This is a genomic window from Streptomyces sp. NPDC045701 (genome assembly GCF_056432045.1).
This window is the reverse complement of sequence record NZ_JBWKJV010000004.1, coordinates 305,493-322,863: the sequence shown is the minus strand read 5'-3', so window position 1 is coordinate 322,863 and position 17,371 is coordinate 305,493. Positions and strand designations below refer to the sequence as shown.

The window sequence follows — 17,371 nt, the reverse complement described above, 5'->3', positions numbered from 1 at the left end:
AACCCTGTGACCGACATCCCGCCGCCCTTCCGCGACGCAACGCTCTCCTTCGACGAGCGGGTCGAGGACCTGCTCGCGCGGCTCACCCGCGACGAACGGATCGCGATGCTCCACCAGTTCGCGCCCGCCGTCGAGCGCCTGGGCGTCGGTGCGTTCCGTACCGGCCAGGAGGCCCTGCACGGCGTCGCGTGGATGGGCCCCGCCACGGTCTTCCCGCAGGCGGTGGGGCTGGGCGCCACCTGGAACGAGGACCTCGTACGGCGGGTGGGAGAGGCCGTCGGCGAGGAGACCCGCGCCATGCGGGCCGCCGATCCGCGCGTCGGCCTCAACGTCTGGGCGCCCACCGTCAACCTCCTGCGCCATCCTCTGTGGGGCCGCAACGAGGAGGGGTACGCCGAGGACCCCCAGCTGACCTCCGCCATCGCCGTCGCCTACACCCGCGGCCTGCGCGGCGGTCACCCCGTCCACTGGCGTACCGCGCCGGTGCTGAAGCACTGGCTGGCCCACAACAACGAGACCGACCGGGACACCTGCTCCTCGTCGGTCCGCCCGCGCGTCCTGCACGAGTACGACCTGCGGGCCTTCCGCCCCGCGGTGGAGGCGGGCGCGGTCGCCGGAGTGATGCCCTCCTACAACCTCGTCAACGGCCGGCCGAACCACCTCTCGCCCCTGCTGCGCACCCAGTTGCGGACGTGGACGGACCAGTCCCTGGTGGTGTGCTCGGACGCCGGCGCGCCCTCCAACCTGGTGGACTCCGAGCACTACTACGACACCCACGAGGAGGCCACCGCGGCCGCCCTGCGCGCCGGAGTGGACAGCTTCACCGACCACGGCCAGGACTCCTCCCCGATCGTCGACCGCGTACGGGGAGCACTCGACAAGGGGCTGGTCGACGAGGGGACCGTCGACGACGCCGTGCGCCGGATCCTGCTGATGCGGTTCCGCCTCGGCGAGTTCGACCCCGAACTCGACCCGTACGCCGGTGCCGGGGCGTTCGACACCCCGGAACACCGGGCGCTCGCGCGGGAGGCCGCGGAGCAGGCGGTCGTGCTGCTCAGGAACGACGGCCTGCTGCCGCTGGCCGAGGACGCCCGGATCGCGGTCGTCGGACTGCTCGCCGACGAGTGCAAGCTCGACTGGTACAGCGGGACACTGATCCGCCGCTCCACTCCCCTGGACGGGCTGCGCGAGCGCTTCGGCGCCGGGAACGTCTGCCACGCCGAGGGTGTGGACCGCGTGCGGCTGCGGACGGCGGCCGGCTGGGTGCGCGTGCCCTCCTCGTCCGGCACCGCCACGGTGCGGGGGGCGCAGGGGACGCTCGACCCCGCGCTGCTCGGGGGACGCACCGACCTGCCGCCGCTGACCGCCGGCGGTGATCCCACCGAGTTCGCCATGGTGGAGTGGGGTGACGGGCTGGTCACCTTCCGCGCCCCCGACGGCATGTACCTGTCGGTCGCGGAGGACGGCCTGGTGCGCGCCTCCGCAGACCAGCCCGGGGGCTGGGTGGTGCGGGAGACGTTCCGGCTGGAGGAACACGGTTCAGGCCACCTCCTGGCGCACGTGGGTACCGGCCGCTACCTCTCGGTCGCCGCCGGGGTCCTGGAGGTTGCCGAGGACGGCGACGTTTTCGAGATCGTCGTCACCGGCCGCGGCACGGACGACGTGGCGGACGCCGCCGCGGCCGCCGACGTGGTGATCGTCGTCGCGGGCAACGACCCCCACATCAACGGCCGCGAGACGGAGGACCGCACCACGCTGCGCCTGCCGGAGCATCAGGTGCGGCTGTGGCGCGCGGCCCGCGCCGCGAACCCGCGTACGGCGCTCGTCCTGGTCTCGTCGTACCCGTACGCCGTGGCCGACGCGGACGCCGCCCTGCCCGCCCTGCTGTGGACCGCCCACGGAGGACAGGCCGCCGGAACGGCGCTCGCCCGTGTGCTGGCCGGCGACGTCTCGCCGGCGGGGCGGCTGCCGCAGACCTGGTACGCCTCCGACGCCGACCTGCCGGGCCTGCTGGACTACGACATCATCGGCAGCCGCCAGACCTATCTGTACGACGACGGCACCCCGCTCTATCCGTTCGGCCACGGTCTGTCCTACTCGGCCTTCACCTACGCGGGCCTGTCGGTCGTGCGCACGGCCGACACCGTCCGCGTGTCCTTCACCGTCGGCAACGGCGGCGCGATCGAGGCGGACGAGGTCGCGCAGGTCTACGTCCGGGCCGCCACGTCCGGGGTGCCCCGTCCCCTCCGGCAGCTCGTCGCCCACCGCCGGATGCGCCTGGCCCCTGGGGCGGAGCTGCGGCCGGAGTTCGAGGTGCCCGTCGCGGCCCTCGGCTTCTGGGACGTCGCCCGGGGGCGGTGGACGGTCGACACGGGGCGGTACACCTTCCTGGTGGGCGCCTCCAGTGCGGACATCCGGCTGACGGCCGACCTCCCCGTCGACGGGGAGGAGCCCCTCCCGCGCGCCGTACGGGAGAACGGCCTCGAAGCCGCCGACTACGACGAGCAGTACGGCACCGTGATCGTCGACCGGACCAAGGTGTCCGGCGACGCGGTGACGGTCGCGGGCGACGGCCCCGGTGAGCTGGTCTTCCGCCGCTGCGACTTCGGCGCCGCCGGTGTGGTGACCGCGTCGCCGGAGATGTCGGCGTCCGGCCCGGCCTCGGTCGAACTGCGATTGCCCGACGGGACGTTGCTGGCGTCGTACGCGCCGGCCGCCACGGGTGGTCCGTACGACTACGTCACGGCCGGAGTCGCCGTGCCGCTCTCCGGGGTGCACGACCTGCATGTGCGGCTGCGCGGCCCGGTACGGCTGGCGCGGATCTCCTTCACCGGCTGAGGGGCCCGGCACGTACGGCAGGAGCCCGGCACCGGGGATCCCCGGTGCCGGGCTCCTGCGTCACACCGCCATCGGGGCTCCGGCGCGGTCGCGCGGGCACCCACCGCGTCCGTCAGCGGAGGGTCACGACCACCTCGCCCGCGCCCTCCCCGCACGCCCCGCCGGCGACCTCCACCCGGTAGGGACGGTCCGTCCCCTCGGCCCGCACGTGCAGGCGGTCGCCGTCCCCGGTGACGTGGAAGACGGCCGCCGTCCGGCCGGCGCGGTCCGGCACCTCGACCGTGCGCGTCCATGGCGTTTCCCCGGGGGCCGGGTGGACACGCAGGGTCAGCCCGTCGAGCCAGTCGGAGTCCGGCCGCCGGTCGTCGGCGCCGAGCGGCAGCGCGGCTCCGGGGCGCACCAGCAGTGGCAGACTGTCGAAGCCGTGCCGCTCGTGGCGCCACACCGGGCCGGTCACGGTCTCGCCGGTCAGCAGGAGCGTCCAGGTCCCTCCCGGCACGTAGTACTCCACCTCGCCGTCGGCGGTGAAGACCGGGGCGACCAGCAGGTCGGGGCCGAGCATGTACTGCCGGTCCAGGGTGCGGCAGGCCGGGTCCCCGGGGAACTCCAGGAGCATGGGCCGCATGACGGGCACCCCTGTGCGGTGGGCCGCGGCGGCGGCTCCGTACAGGTACGGCATGAGCCGGTGCTTGAGCCGGGTGAACCGTCGCGTGACGTCGACAGCCTCCTCGCCGAACTCCCACGGCACCCGGTAGGAGACGTTGCCGTGCAGCCGGCTGTGCGAGGAGAGCAGGCCGAAGGCGAGCCACCGCTTGAACACGTGCGGGTCGGGCGTGCCCTCGAAGCCGCCGATGTCGTGGCTCCAGAAGCCGAAGCCGCTCAGCGAGAGCGAGAGCCCCCCGCGCAGCGACTCGGCCATGGCCTCGAAGGAGGCGAAGCAGTCACCACCCCAGTGGACGGGGAACTGCTGGCCGCCGGCGGTGGCGGAGCGGGCGAAGAGCACGGCCTCACCGACGCCGCGCTCCTTCTCCAGGAGTTCGAAGACGGTCCGGTTGTACAGCTGGGTGTAGTAGTTGTGCATCCGCTCCGGGTCGGAGCCGTCGAACCAGACGACGTCGGTGGGCACCCGCTCGCCGAAGTCGGTCTTGAAGCAGTCGACGCCCTGGTCGAGCAGGGGCCGCAACCGGTCCTGGAACCACGTGCGGGCCTCCGGGTTGGTGAAGTCCACCAGCGCCATGCCCGGCTGCCACAGGTCCCACTGCCAGATGTCGCCGTTCGTGCGCCGCACCAGGTAGCCGCGGGCCGCGCCCTCGGCGAACAGCGCCGACTTCTGCGCGATGTACGGGTTGATCCACACGCTGATCCTCAGCCCGCGCTCCTTGAGCCGGGCCAGCATGCCCGCGGGGTCGGGGAAGGCCTCGGGGTCCCACCGGAAGTCCGACCACTGGTACTCGCGCATCCAGAAACAGTCGAAGTGGAACACCGAGAGCGGGATGTCCCGCTCCGCCATGCCGTCCACGAAGGACGTGACGGTCCTCTCGTCGTAGACGGTGCAGAAGGACGTCGTCAGCCACAGCCCGAAGGACCAGGCCGGCGGGAGCGCGGGGCGGCCGGTGAGAGCGGTGTAACGGGTGAGCACGTCCTTGGGGGTGGGTCCCGCGATCACGTAGTACTCGAGGGTCTGGTCCTCGACACTGAACTGGACCTGGCCGACGGATTCCGAGCCCACTTCGAAGGACACCTTGCCGGGATGGTTGACGAAGACCCCGTAGCCGCGTGAGGACAGGTAGAACGGGACGTTCTTGTACGCCTGTTCGCTGCTGGTGCCGCCGTCGGCCTGCCAGATGTCGACGGTCTGGCCGTTCTTGACGAAGGGGGTGAAGCGCTCGCCGAGGCCGTAGATCTGCTCGCCGACGCCGAGGGCGAGCTGGGCGGCCATGTGGTGGGCGCCGTCGGGGGTCGTGACGAAGGAGGTGCCCTTGCGTTCGGCGGCGGTCAGCCGGTGCCCGTCGTCGCCCAGGAACTCCAGGGTCCACGGCCGTGAGGTGTCCAGCCGCAGGGTGAGCGGCCCGCTGGACAGTTCGACGAGGTCGCCCTCGCGCCGGGTACGGGCCGGGCCGGGTCCGGCCCCGGCGTCCGCCCCCGGCAGGTCGAAGTCGGGCCCGGGGTGGACCTTGCCCGCGTGGTGCGTGACGCGTACGCCGATGATCCCTTCCGCGGGCGAGAAGGCCTCGACGGTGATCAGGGCCGTGTTGAGGGTGGCCCCCCGATCCCGCACGCGGGTGACGGCCGCGTAGGCGGTGACGCGGTCGTCGCTGACGTGGAGGTCGCGCACTTCGGTGGCGTACGAGGCGCGGACGCCGTCGCGCATGAGCCAGAAGCCGTCCGTGAACTTCATCGGGTTCCCGTGTTCCTTGATGTAGGCGGTACGTGGATCGGGATCGGGGCCCGGCGGGCGGCGGCCGGGCCCCGCGAGCGGTCGCGGCGGCGTCCCGGCATCGAGGGAACGTGCACGCCCCGGGCGGCCTCGAGGCGGTGGAAGAGCGCCTCCGTGCGCAGCGGATGCCGCTCACGCGGGAGCGCGGGAGCGTCGGCCGACGGCGCCGGGTCGAGGACCGGACGCCACCCGTCCGCGAGCTCGGAGCGGTGGACGCGGTGACACGACCCCTCGGTCGGCGGGCGCCCGCCCGTCACGCCGGCCGGCCCGGGACGCCGCGGAGCCCGCGAACGGCGCGCACGGAGGCGATGGCCGACGGCGGGGCGGGGCTCACCGCGCCCCGCCGGGGAACCGCCGGAGTCGTCCGCGCGCCCGGCCGCGGGGCCGACCGGTCCGTCCCCGGGCATCTCCACCGCCATCGCGAGGAACGGTCACCGATGTACCGCACTGAACCCCTCCAGATATCGAATCGCTTCGACGATCGGCGCACAGAGAGCGAAGCTCGGACACCCTGGCAGCTATGCCCGGGAGTGTCAAGGGATTTGGGACTCGCAGACCTTGCCCGAGAGACTGCTGCCTGACAATTGCGTAGCGGAATGATGCTCCCGGCGCACGCTGAGTCGAAGCGCTTCGCCAAGGCAGTAATCGGGGGCTGCCGAGTCCCGAACGGATTACCCACGAGTAGGGTGTGGGGACGTTCGGCTGTACCGGGCAGCCGTGGACCAGGAGGCCGCGCCATGCCCCGCACCCTGTCCGTGTCGGACCACATCGTCATCCGGACCGACCCCGCGAGCGTGTACGAACGGCTCAGCGACCCCACCGCCATGGGCCGCTGGAGTCCGGAGAACCAGGGGGCCACCGTGCTCGGGGATCGCCGTGGGGCGTACGTCGGCATGGTCTTCGAGGGCCGCAACAAGCGCGGCCCCCTCACCTGGGTGACGCGGTGCACGGTCGTCGCCGCCGACCCCGGTGAGCGCTTCGCCTTCCGCGTGCACGCGATCGGGGTGCGGCGCCCGCGGCTGCGGGGCCCGATCGCCACCTGGGAGTACCGCTTCGAGGCGGTCGACGGGGGCGCGACCCGGGTCACGGAGACGTGGACCGACGACCGGAGGGCCTGGCCCGACGCCGTGGCGAACGCGTTCGACCGGATCGCCACGCGGGGGCGGACGTTCGCGGACTTTCAGCGGGGCAACATCCGCACCACGCTGGAGCGACTGAAGCAGGTCCTGGAGGCCGGTGAAGAGCCCGTCGCGGGCTGAACCGGCCACCCGGGGACCGACCGGCCACCCGGGGTCACCCAGCCGACCGGCGCCCCGGCCGGCACGCCGGGTCAGCCCGGCGGCAGCGCGGTGTGGTCGGGGTGCCGGCGCGTGCGGCGGGCTTCCTTCATCTCCGCCTCGTACAGATGGTCGCGGCCGTCCGCGAGCTCGCGCACGAGCTGTTGCTCGATGTCCGCGAAGGGCCGGTAGTAGGTGCGGTTGTAGGCCTCGACGATCTGGAACGTCCAGTGCCCCGGGATCACGTTGCGCCCCAGGATCTCCCGCTCGACCAGATCGGCCGCCTCCCCGTGCCCGGCCTCGCGCAGCAGCCGGACCGCGTTGTCGAGCTCCAGGTCGGCCGTGCCGGTGAGCTGGTGGAACGAGTAGAGGTGGCCGCGGGCCCGCTCCGTGGTCTCCAGTGCCTTCGACAGCGAGCCGAGGGCCTCGACCGTCGTGTCGCTCATACCGTCCGGGCGCCGGTGCGCGGCGTCCGGCCCGTCGATCAGTTCGTCGTTCACGGTGGTCGTATGCCCCTGGGACCCCGCGCTCATGACCTTGTCACTCGCATTGCCGAAACGGGCGCGGAGCGGGCGCGCGCCCGAAGCGGCCGGTCCGGGCGTCAGCCGTGGGACAGCACGAAGGCGGTCAGGAAACCCAGCACCGTGGTGAAGCCGGTGAGCAGGTGTGCCTCTTCGAAGGCTTCCGGGATCATCGTGTCGGCGATCATGGCGAGGATCGCCCCCGCCGCCAGGGCGGTGATCGCGGCCATCGTCGTACCAGAGGCCCCTTCGAGGAGGGTGTAGCCGGCCAGTGCCGCGAGCCCGCTGACGGCCGCGATGGCCGACCACAGGGTGAAGACGTACGCGCGGCTCCGGCCGGCCCGCTGCATACCGGTGGCGCTGGCCAGCCCCTCGGGCAGGTTGCTCAGGAAGACGGCGGCCACGGTGGCCGTGCCCACGTGCCCGCCACCGAAGAGGCTGGTACCGATGACGACCGACTCGGGGACGCCGTCCAGCAGCGCTCCCACCGCGATCGCGCTGCCGGAGCCCGGCTGTTCCCGCTCGGAGGGCTGCTGGTCGCCGGAACGCTTGCGATGGCGGGCGCCGCGCCGGGCCAGGAGCACGTTGGCCAGCGAGTACAGCGTCGCCCCCGCCACCGCGCCGGCCGCCGTGGGGGCGAGGCCGCCCTGCTCGTGGGCCTCGGCCACCAGGTCGAAGGAGACGGCCGAGATGAGCACCCCGCTGCCGAACGCCATGATCAGGGCCACCCACCGGGCCGGCACGGAGAAGAACGCGCCGGCGACGGCGCCCACCAGCAGGGCCGCCCCCGCGAACAGCCCCCATCCACCCGCCACCAGAGCGTCCGCCATGCCCATTCCTCCGTCTCCTCGGCATCGATCCGATTCGCCTGCCCCGCATCGGCTCGCGCACCCACCGGCGACGGCGCCGGTCAGCGGGTTGCGTCCGCGCGGCCGGCCGGGGCCTGAACCGCGAACGGCCGTACGAGCCGGGCGAGTCGTACGGCGTCCACCCCCGGGACAGCGGCGGCACGGTGGAAGAGTCCTCTACTTCCGGACGTCGTGATCGCGCACGGCGTCGGCGTCACGTCCATGGCTGCTCGGGCGCCGCGTGGCGCAGGGGGGCAGCCGGCCCGCGGCGGTGACCGCGGTGTTCGTCGGCGGGGCCGGCGCGGTGGGCGGGGCGGCGCGGCCGCACGCGCGCGCCCGGAGCGGCTTTCCGCCCCGGGCGCAGAGGATGCGGAGCGGGCCGACACCGCACCCGTCCGCGGTGCCGGTCGTACACCCGCTCTTCGGCTCTTCGGCACGCCAGGGCCCGGTGCGCCGGAGGCGGTCACCGGGCCCTGGGTGTGCCGTGCCCCGCTCCCGGCCGACGGTGGGCGGCCGGGGGCGCGGAGCCGTCAGTGCGTCGCGTGCCAGTGCGGGACCGACGCCAGCATGGAGGGCGTCATGGTCCTGGCGCGCTCCCACATGCCCTGGGCCTGTTCGGCCGGGCGCTGCTGCTCGCCGTGCAGGGCGCTGAGGATCAGCAGGCCGCCGGTCAGGGCCGGGATGGTCCACTGCATGCAGGACAGCTGCCGCTGCGCCTTGTCGGTGTCGATCGGGTGCTTGGCGGCCTTCTCGGCGTCCTCGGGGTCCGAGGAGGCGGCGAGCTCGATCTTCTTGCCGAGCACCCTGCTGTAGGCGGTGGCCGCGAGCGCGGCGCCGGTCAGGACGGTCTTGGCGAGGGTGGAGGCGGCGACGCCCTGCTGGGTGGCGACACGGGGTGCGTTCACCGCCAGCAGGCCCCCGGCGCCGAACAGGTGCGTGGCGATGGCGGCGGCGTTGACGGGTGTCCACTTCGCCCAGCCGGAGCTGGCGATCCGGGCGGTCGACGCCCAGGTGCCGCCCTCGTCACGGGCCGCCCCGTTCAGGCCGACCGCTCCCATCAGGGAGCCGCCGAACCAGGCGGCCAGGCCCACGTCGTGCAGGCTGCGCAGGACGGTGTTGCGTTCGGACATGCTCTGGCTCCCTTGCCCAGGCGGAAGGCACCGGCGGAGGTCGGCGCCCTGCTCACCCTCGCCCATGACAGCGGCTCGGGCCATCGCGGTTGCTGCGAACGGAGGACGGGGACGAGGGGCGGGGGTGTGATGGGCGCCGGCGGGAGGGCTCGGGCGGGGTCACCCGCGCCGGCCGCCGCCCGGGCGCTCCTGGCCGGCATCGCGCCCCCGGTCCCCGCCGTTCCCATTACCCCGGTTTCCCCCAGGGCCCTGGTGCGCCACGCCAACTTCCGCCGACCGGGCGCGTGTTGGCACCTTCAGGGGTGGCCGTCGCGACGATCGGGCGGTGTACCGCGCGTTACGGGGTAGTGGGGCGACAGCACACGACCATCGCTTCCGCCAAGGAGACGAGCATGACCGACGACGCCTACCTGTTCCTCGCCGACGGCACGGCCGCACAGCTGGGTGCTCCGCTCGCCGCCGTGGGCGACCTCGCGTGCCTGGAGACTCCCGCCGTACGGGCCTGGCTCGACGCCCACGGGGTCACGGCGGCCTCCACCGCACTGCGGCTGTCGCCTCCCGAGGAGACGGGGCGCATCCCGGAGGGGACGGAGAAGCTCCCGGTTCCCCTCGGCGAAGAGGAGCTGCTGCGGCTGCGCCACGTCCTGGCGCCCGGCGCCGTCACCCGGGTGGAGGAGGAGCTGCTGGCCTACCGCGAGTGCGCGGGCGAGCGGGACGCGCTCCTGTCGAGGGCCGTGCTCGCGGGGGTGCCGCAGCACCGGATCGTGGAACTGACCGGGGAGGACCCGGCGACCGTCGCCTCCGTGGCGGCCGGTTCCTCGCCCGGGGCGGCGTCCGGCCCGGCGGGGAGCCGTCGCTGAACGTCCTGGCCCGGGCGCCACGCCCGCGCGCGATGCCCGGTCGGGCGAAGCGCGGCGCGGGCCCCGACGGCCACGCGCCGAGGAGTGCGGGGGGCGGCGTACGCGGACGTACGCCGCCCCTCGATTCGGGCGGGCGCCGACCCTTTCCGGACACTCCCTAGGCGACGACGCCGCAGTCGTCGACGACGATCTTCTTGGCGGTGGCGCCCGAGCGGCTGCCGAGGGCCTCGATCGTCCTGACGACGTCCTGGCCCTCGACGACCTCACCGAAGACGACGTGCTTGCCGTCCAGCCACGGGGTGACCACGGTCGTGACGAAGAACTGCGAGCCGTTCGTGCCGGGGCCCGCGTTGGCCATGCTCAGCAGGTACGGCCGGTCGTGCTTGAGCTGGAAGTTCTCGTCGGCGAAGGTCTCGCCGTAGATGCTCTTGCCACCGGTGCCGTTGCCGTTGGTGAAGTCGCCGCCCTGGAGCATGAACTCGGGGATGACCCGGTGGAAGGGCGAACCCTTGTAGCCGTAGCCGTTCTGGCCGGTGGCCAGCTCGCGGAAGTTGCGGGCGGTCTTGGGGACCACATCGTCGAACAGCCGGAAGACGATGCGGCCGAGGTTCTCGCCGTTGGCAGAGACGTTGAAGAAGACATTTTCGCTCATGGGCCTGATTCTTCCCGACGGGTGGCGACAAGTCGAAACGGCCCCTCCCCCGGCGGTCCTCCCGGCGGCCGCCCCGGTGGGCTCTCCTCCGGGTCGCGCCGCCCGCGCCCGGCCTGCGGCCGTGCCGCGCCCACCGTGTCCGTCCGCCGTCCCGCCGGTGGTGCGCGGGGCGGATTGAACCAGCGGGTGACCTGGGGCGTCCTCGACCGCATGCACGGATTTCTCGGCGGCGTCGCTCAGCTGGCCCGGTTCACCCTTCTGCAGGTGCGGTGCTGCGTGTTCGCGGTGGCGCTCCTCGGCGGAATCGCCGCGTCGCGGGCGATGCCCGAACTGCCGGTGGCGCGGTACGACCTGGTGTTCGTCTACGGGGTGCTGCTGACGCTGGGCGCGCGGCGGATGGGGTGGGAGAGCCGGCGCGACACGCTGGTGATCGCGGCGTGCCATGTCGTGGGGCTGCTGTTCGAGCTCGTCAAGGTGCGCCTCGGATCGTGGAGCTATCCGGAGGACGCGGTGACGAAGATCGCCGGTGTGCCGTTGTACGGCGGATTCATGTACGCCGCGGTGGCGAGCTACATCTGCCGGGCCTGGCACCTGTTCGCGCTGCGCTTCACCGGGTACCGCGCCGCCGCGACCGCCCTGGTCGCCGCGGCGGTGTACGCCAACTTCTTCACCCACCACTGGCTGCCGGACCTGCGCTGGCCGCTCGCCGTGGCGATGGTGGGCGTGACGGCGGGGGCGTGGGTCGGATTCACCGTCGGCCCGCGCCGCTACCGCATGCCGTTGGCCCTCTCCTTCGTCCTGATCGGGTTCTTCCTGTGGGTGGCCGAGAACGCCGCCACCTATGTCGGCGCCTGGAGCTACCCCCACCAACTGGACGGATGGCAGCCGGTGGCGCTCACCAAGTTCGGCGCCTGGGCGCTGCTCATCAGCGTCACCTTCGTCCTGGCGGAGCGGGTGAAGGGGCGGGCGGAGGAGCGGTTGCCGGGCCGGGGCGCCCGGGGCCCGGAGACGCCGGGAGCGGCGCCGGCCTGACGGCCGGCGGCCCCGGGGACGCCGGGGCGGCGTGCCCGGAACCGGCGTGGCCGGAACCGGGCACCGGCCGGATGATCTGGCCGAAGCCCCCGCTTCCCGATCGCCGCTCGTCCGCCATGCTGGCTCTCGGGAACTCGTCCGCCCGACCAGCGGACGAGTGGTGCCCCCGGGGCACCGGCATGGGACGAAGGGGGACGTGGACAGGTGTTGCTGGAGCGCGACGAGGTGTTCGGCACGGCCGCGGCGGCAGCGGCTGCCGCCCGGGACGGCAGCGGACGCTGGATGCTTCTGGCGGCGGCGGCCGGCATGGGCCGGACGGTCGCGCTGGACGCGATCGTCCGGCGGCACACCGCCGACGGTGCCATGCGGGTGGGACGGGCGCGCTGCGTACCGGAGGAGAGCGCGTTCCCGTTCGGGCTCGTCCGGCAGGTCTTCCCGGAGGACGCCACCGTACCCTTCTCGGCGCCGTCCGGGCCGGACGAACAGCGGGTGTTCCACCGGTTGGTGACCGGCCTGGCCCGGTCCGCCGCCGAGCGCCCGGTGCTGCTCGCGGTGGACGACCTGCACCACGCCGACGAGCCGTCCCGGCGCTGGATCGGCTACCTCGCGCGCCGCATCGCCGGCCTACCCGTCCTGCTGGTGCTCACCGAGTGCCTCGACCAGGGCGATCCCACGCCGCTGCCGCCCGCCACGGGCACGGCCGTCGCCCTGCGTTCGCTGGGCGCGTCCGCCGTCACCCGCATCGCCCGGGCCGCCGGGCTGGGCGCGGAGCAGGCCGCCACCTGCGTCGACGCGGGCGCGGGCAATCCGGCCCTGGTGCGGGCGCTCGTCGCCGACCTCGCCGAGGGGCCGCTCCCCCGCCCGCCGGCCGCCCCGGCGCACAGCCGCTACCGCGACACCATCACCGGCTGGCTCAGGCACCGGGCCGATCCGCGTTCCCGTCACGTCTGCCTCGCCCTGGCCGTGGCGGCGCAGGGCGAGGCGCCCGCCGCGCCCCGCCTCCTCGCCCAGGTCGCCGACCTCTGCCCGCACGAGCGTCCCCCGAGCGCCCGCTCGGTGCGCCGTCTCGGCCGGTTGCTGCGCCACCCCCTCGCACGGGAGGCCGTCCTCGCCGCCGCCGAACCGGGAGAGACCGCCGCGCTGCACGCGCGCATCGCCGGACTGCTCGACGAGGGCGGGGCACCCGCGACGACGGTGGCCTCCCGGCTCCTGCACGTCGACCGGCCCGGCGAGGAGTGGATGGCCCGCTCCCTTGCCGAGGCGGCGGAGGAGGCCGCCCGCGCCGGTCGCGTCGCCGAGGCCACCGCGTACCTCCGCCACGCCCTGAGCGGGCCGCTCCCCGCCACCCGGCGTGCCGGCCTGACCCTGCGCCTCGGTGCCCTGGAGCTCCCGCTCAGCGCGACGGCCGGTATCCGCAGGCTCCGCACCGGGCTGGAGCTCCACACCGACGTCCGGGACCGGGCGGCGGCGGCACCCGCCCTCAGTGCGGCGCTGGTCGCGGGCCGGCGTACCGACACCGCGTTGAGCGTCCTGCGCCAGGCCGGCCGCGGCACGGACGACGACGAGCTGGTGCAGGTCCTCCAGACCCTCGGGGCGCTCATCTCCTCGCACGACGCCGTCGCCTGGCGCGGCGCGGTGGCCCGTCTGCACGCTCTCGCGCCGACCGCGCCGGGCACCATCGAGCCGCTGGTGTGCGGTCTGATCACCGAGTACGAGGCCGGGGCCGGGCTCTGCTCGGCGGCCGAGGCGCTCGGGCGGGTCCGGCCGCGCCTGGCGGCGCCGGTGGACCCCCGGCTGCGGACCGCCTGGCTGGGCAGCGCGGCCACCCTCCTGCAGTGGGCGGACCGTCTGCGGGAGGCGCGCGACCTGGCCGACTCCTGCCTTCCCCCGGCGCCCGCACCTCCGGACCTGACGGACGCGGGCGTGCAGTGCCTGCTGAGCGTCCGGGCCGAGGCGGCCCTGTGGGCGGGTGACTTCCCCCGTGTCGTCACCGAGAACGCGCCCCTGGTGGAGGCGTCCGCCGGGCAGGGCGTCCGCCTGCCGCACCTGACGGCGATGGTGGCGACCACCCTCCTCGAGACCGGCCGGCGCGCCGAGGCGTGGGAGGTCCTGGCCGGTCCCGGCCCGTCAGGCGCCGACAGCTCCTGGGAGTGGAACGAGCTGCGCCACGCGCGGGCGCTGCTGCACGCGGCGGACGGCGACTGGCAGGCGGCGCTGGAGGACCACCTGGCGTGCGGTGCCGGCCAGAGCGCCCGCGACTTCGTCGCTCCGGTCGCCACACCGTGGCGCTCGGGCGCGGCGTTCGCCCTGGTGCGTCTGAGGCGGCGGCAGGAGGCCCGCGAGTTCGCCGAGGAGGAGCTGCGGCACGCCCGGACCTGGGGAACCGCCCGTACCGTCGGCCGGGCCCTGCGGGCGTACGCCGCGGCGGTGGGCGGGCGGCTGGCCCTGGACTCGCTGACCGAGGCCGCCGAGCTGCTCCGGCCGAGCCCCGCGCCCGTGGAGCTCGCCGAGACGCTGGTCGATCTCGGCCGGGCCCGCATCGAGGCCGGCAACGGCCGCAAGGGGCGTGACGCGCTGCGCGAGGCCCACACCGTCGCGCTGGCGGTGGCGGTGCCCGCTCCGGCGCCCGGGGACGGCGCCCCGCCGCGTGCCGGCCGGCTGCTCGGCGTGGTGGAGGAGGCCCTGCGCGAGGGGCGGGTGCGCGGCGGGTCGCGGGCCAGGACGGGCTGTCCCGCGCTGACCGCCGCCGAGCGGCGGGTCGTCGAACTGGCGGCCTCGGGCCACACCAACGCCCACATCTCCGCGGCGCTGCACCTCACCCGCCGTACCGTCGAGACCCATCTGACCAGCGCCTACCGCAAGCTGGCCATCACACGGCGTACGCAGCTGGCGGCGGTCCTGGCAGGGGAGGCGGAGCTGACCGGCGCGCCCCTCCCCTCGCCCCGGACGCCGGAGGGGCGAGGGGAAGGGCACGGGGCGTTCAGGAGAGGGTGAACACCGGGCTGGCGTTGTCACCGCTGCCGCCGGACCGCCGGCACTGGTATCCGGCGGGTGCGGAGCACTCGTAACTGTTGCTGCCCACGTAGGGGTTGTTCCACTTGACCTTGACGTCGCCCACGCCCTGCAGCGCGAAGGTCGTCTCGCCCTGCGTTCCGGTCGCGAACCCCTCGGACTCGCTCTGCCAGGAGCGGGTGTTCCCCGGCGGGATGGCCTCCGGCGGGTACTGGTTGGCCGTCCACACGCCCCAGGAGAGGCGGGCGTCGGTGCGGACCATGAGACGGTCGGTGTGGTTGTTGAACGTCACGTGCGTGCTGCGGGCGGCCTGTGCCGCCGTCGGACCGGCCGTGACCGCTGTGGTCAGCGCCGGCGACCCGGTCAGCCGGAAGCGTACCGTCGCGTTGTTGCCGCCGCCGGTGGTGGAGTCCTTGACGCAGTGGTACCCGTTCGGTGCCGTGCAGTGGTAACTGTTGCTGCCGGCGTAGGGGTTGTTCCAGTGGACGGCGACCTCGCCGCCGGGCACGGAGAACGACGCCCTCCCTTCCGTCCCGGTCAGCATGCCGCAGGACTCGCTCTCCCACGACCGCTGTTGGTACGCGGGGACGTACTCGGGCACGAAGGAGGTCCAGCAGCCGTGCTGGAGCTCCGCCTGAACGCGCTGCATGCCGGCGGCGGTCCGGTTGTCGAACTCCACCCGGGTGCTGCGGGCGGCCTGCGGGCCGAGCGGTGCGGTGGCCTCGGCCTCCGCCCGCGGCACGGTCGCCGCGGCCGGGGCGGCGAGGGCCGCGGTGCCGCCCAGGGCGAGCAGCGCGGTGAGGAGCACCCTCGCGGCCGTGCGAGGGGCGCGGGGGGCGAGGGAGGGCTTGTCGGTGTTCACGGTGGCCTTTCGCTCAGGTGGGAGACGTACGGGAGGTGGGGCGAAGCCGCCGGTCCGGTGCGGGCGGCGGGTAGGTCAGGTGTAGTTGATCCACCAGTTGGTGGTCTGCCGCACGGTGTCCCAGACCTGCACCAGGTAGTAGGCGGTCGCCCTGCCGATGCCGATGGTGAGTTGCGCGGCCGCCGCGGCGATCTCGGGGTCGCTGTAGGGGCCTTCCCGCCAGCCGGCGAGCGCGCCGGCCTCGGCGGGCAGGCCGGTGGCCGCCTGTGTCGCACCGGCGGTGGCGGTGTCCGGTTCGGCGGCGTACGCGGTGGCCGGCCCGCCGACGACGGCCACGGCGAGGGCTGACACGACCGCGATGGTGGTGACGCGCATGGTGAGCTCCCGGCTCTGAGAAGAGGAAGGTGCGGGGCGATCGCCCGGGCATCAGACTGTCGCGTACGGCGGCTGCCGGGCATCGTGGAAATCCACGAACTCACTCCCCCCGCGCCGTCGGCCGTGTCGGCGGCGGGAGAGCCGTTCACCGGCCGGAGGGCCGGGTCGTCGCGGCGCGCGTCGACGGGGGCGGCCGGCGCGGGCCCGCACCCCGGTCTCACACCGCGCCCGTGTCGGCCGCCCGGTCGGCGGGCCGGGTGCCGCGCGTCGGCCCGGGAGCCTGCCCGGGCGCGGGCGGCGGGTCGGCCCGCAGGACACCGGCCGCCGCTGCCGCCACCGCGCAGAGCGCCACCGGCAGCAACAGCGCGAGGTTCAGCGGCACGAGGTGCGTCAGGGGGCCGATGACGGCGGGCCCGGCCAGCATGCCGAGGTAGCCCAGCCCCGCGACCCGGGAGACATGGGCGCCGGCCGCGTCCTCGTCGGTGTGGCCGGCGGCGCTGAAGAACTGCGGTACGCAGCCCGACAGCCCGAGCCCGAAGACGGCCCAGCCCACCAGCGCGGGCAGCACCCACGGGGACAGCGCGGCGACGGCCAGACCGGCGCCCGCGGCGGCGGCGCCGTAGCGGACGATGAACACCGGGCCGGTGCGGGCGGCGACCCGGTCGGTGAGCAGCCGGCCCACCGTCATGGCGGTGGCGAAGGCGCCGTAGGCGAAGGCCGCGGTGGCGGCGGGCGCGCCGAGCACGTCCTCCAGGTGCAGCACGCTCCAGTCGTTGGCGACGCCTTCGCAGAGCATGAGCAGCAGGGCGAGAACGGCCAGGACCCAGACCTTCCGGGGCGTCCGCCGCCGCCCGGCCGGCGGTGACCCCTCGGCCGCCGTACCGACCCCGGGCATCGTGCCGGTGCCGGGCGTCGGAGCGTCGGGCGCCGGGGTCCGGGAGCGCGCGCCCGGCGGGGCGAGCAGCGCGGGAGTGGCGGCGAGGGTGACCAGGACGCCGGCGGCGGCGACGGCGGTCAGGGTCACACCGAGGTCCCAGCCCCAGGTGATGAGCCGCGCGCCCACCAGCGCGGCGAGCACGCCGCCCAGCGAGAACACCGCGTGGAACGCGGACATCACCGGTCGGCCGTAGCCGCGTTCCACCTGGACGGCGTGGGTGTTCATGCTGACGTCCAGACAGCCGTTGCCGAAGCCGAGCAGGAACAGCGCGACCCCCAGGCCCGGCGCGTCGACGGCGAAGGCCGGCGGCACCACCGCCGCACTGCACAGCACGGCGCCCGCCGGCACGACCCGGCGGGCGCCGAGCCGATCGGTGAGACGGCCGCACAACTGCATCCCGGCGAAGGCGCCACCGCCCAGCAGGAGGAGGAGCCACCCCAGTACGGCGTGGCTGATCCCCGTGCGGGACTCGACCGCGGGAATGTGCACGATCCACATGCCCATCACGAAACCGTTCAGGGCGAAGAAGGCGAACGTGGCGAGTCGGGCGGCTCGCAATGATTTGTTCATGCCGAGGAGCATAATGAACA

General features: G+C 74.4%; 13 protein-coding genes. 5 read left to right on the top strand and 8 right to left on the bottom strand.

Features of this window, described 5'->3' with window-relative positions; translation table 11 throughout:
- Positions 1-6 precede the first annotated feature (6 nt).
- A complete protein-coding gene (locus AC07DW_RS07455; RefSeq protein WP_478856650.1) occupies positions 7-2,838 on the top strand; it encodes a glycoside hydrolase family 3 C-terminal domain-containing protein in 2,832 nt (943 codons plus the stop codon).
- A gap of 112 nt (positions 2,839-2,950) precedes the next feature.
- Here the strand turns inward: AC07DW_RS07455 and yicI are convergent, their stop codons facing one another.
- The gene (yicI, locus tag AC07DW_RS07450; protein WP_478856649.1) at positions 2,951-5,236 is read right to left on the bottom strand and encodes an alpha-xylosidase; all 2,286 of its coding nucleotides are present in this window, start codon (positions 5,234-5,236) and stop codon (positions 2,951-2,953) included.
- Between the two features lie 776 nt (positions 5,237-6,012).
- On the opposite strand from yicI, the gene AC07DW_RS07445 reads away from it, so the two are divergent.
- Positions 6,013-6,534: an SRPBCC family protein gene (locus AC07DW_RS07445; RefSeq protein ID WP_478856648.1), complete on the top strand. Its 522-nt coding sequence runs from the start codon at positions 6,013-6,015 to the stop codon at positions 6,532-6,534.
- Between the two features lie 71 nt (positions 6,535-6,605).
- On the opposite strand, the gene AC07DW_RS07440 is transcribed toward AC07DW_RS07445, so the two are convergent.
- The 3 genes from AC07DW_RS07440 to AC07DW_RS07430 all read right to left on the bottom strand — a co-directional run bounded on the left by AC07DW_RS07440 (position 6,606) and on the right by AC07DW_RS07430 (position 9,051).
- Positions 6,606-6,998 (bottom strand): hypothetical protein, encoded by a 393-nt coding sequence (locus AC07DW_RS07440; RefSeq protein WP_478856726.1) that lies wholly within the window; start codon positions 6,996-6,998, stop codon positions 6,606-6,608.
- A gap of 155 nt (positions 6,999-7,153) precedes the next feature.
- Positions 7,154-7,903, bottom strand: coding sequence for a ZIP family metal transporter (locus AC07DW_RS07435; protein WP_478856647.1), 750 nt, complete (start codon positions 7,901-7,903; stop codon positions 7,154-7,156).
- Between the two features lie 548 nt (positions 7,904-8,451).
- Positions 8,452-9,051 (bottom strand): hypothetical protein, encoded by a 600-nt coding sequence (locus AC07DW_RS07430; protein ID WP_478856646.1) that lies wholly within the window; start codon positions 9,049-9,051, stop codon positions 8,452-8,454.
- Between the two features lie 392 nt (positions 9,052-9,443).
- Between AC07DW_RS07430 and AC07DW_RS07425 the strand changes: the two genes are divergently transcribed.
- The gene (locus AC07DW_RS07425) at positions 9,444-9,911 is read left to right on the top strand and encodes a DUF6003 family protein (RefSeq protein WP_478856645.1); all 468 of its coding nucleotides are present in this window, start codon (positions 9,444-9,446) and stop codon (positions 9,909-9,911) included.
- Positions 9,912-10,068: 157 nt separating this feature from the next.
- Here the strand turns inward: AC07DW_RS07425 and AC07DW_RS07420 are convergent, their stop codons facing one another.
- A complete protein-coding gene (locus AC07DW_RS07420; RefSeq protein ID WP_478856644.1) occupies positions 10,069-10,563 on the bottom strand; it encodes a peptidylprolyl isomerase in 495 nt (164 codons plus the stop codon).
- A 210-nt stretch (positions 10,564-10,773) separates the two neighbouring features.
- On the opposite strand from AC07DW_RS07420, the gene AC07DW_RS07415 reads away from it, so the two are divergent.
- On the top strand, positions 10,774-11,595 hold the full coding sequence (locus tag AC07DW_RS07415) for a DUF817 domain-containing protein (protein ID WP_478856725.1): 822 nt from the start codon (positions 10,774-10,776) through the stop codon (positions 11,593-11,595).
- 204 nt (positions 11,596-11,799) lie between these two features.
- Complete coding sequence (locus AC07DW_RS07410) at positions 11,800-14,589, top strand: AAA family ATPase (RefSeq protein WP_478856643.1); 2,790 nt, start codon at positions 11,800-11,802, stop codon at positions 14,587-14,589.
- Here the strand turns inward: AC07DW_RS07410 and AC07DW_RS07405 are convergent.
- From AC07DW_RS07405 to AC07DW_RS07395, 3 genes are all read right to left on the bottom strand, one after another.
- Complete coding sequence (locus AC07DW_RS07405; protein ID WP_478856642.1) at positions 14,576-15,469, bottom strand: Crystal protein ET79; 894 nt, start codon at positions 15,467-15,469, stop codon at positions 14,576-14,578. The genes AC07DW_RS07410 and AC07DW_RS07405 overlap by 14 nt on opposite strands.
- A 75-nt stretch (positions 15,470-15,544) precedes the next feature.
- Positions 15,545-15,844 (bottom strand): hypothetical protein, encoded by a 300-nt coding sequence (locus AC07DW_RS07400; protein ID WP_478856641.1) that lies wholly within the window; start codon positions 15,842-15,844, stop codon positions 15,545-15,547.
- Between the two features lie 217 nt (positions 15,845-16,061).
- Positions 16,062-17,351 carry an MFS transporter gene (locus AC07DW_RS07395; protein WP_478856640.1) on the bottom strand — a complete coding sequence of 430 codons (1,290 nt, stop codon included), beginning with the start codon at positions 17,349-17,351 and terminating at the stop codon, positions 16,062-16,064.
- Between the last annotated feature and the right edge of the window lie 20 nt (positions 17,352-17,371).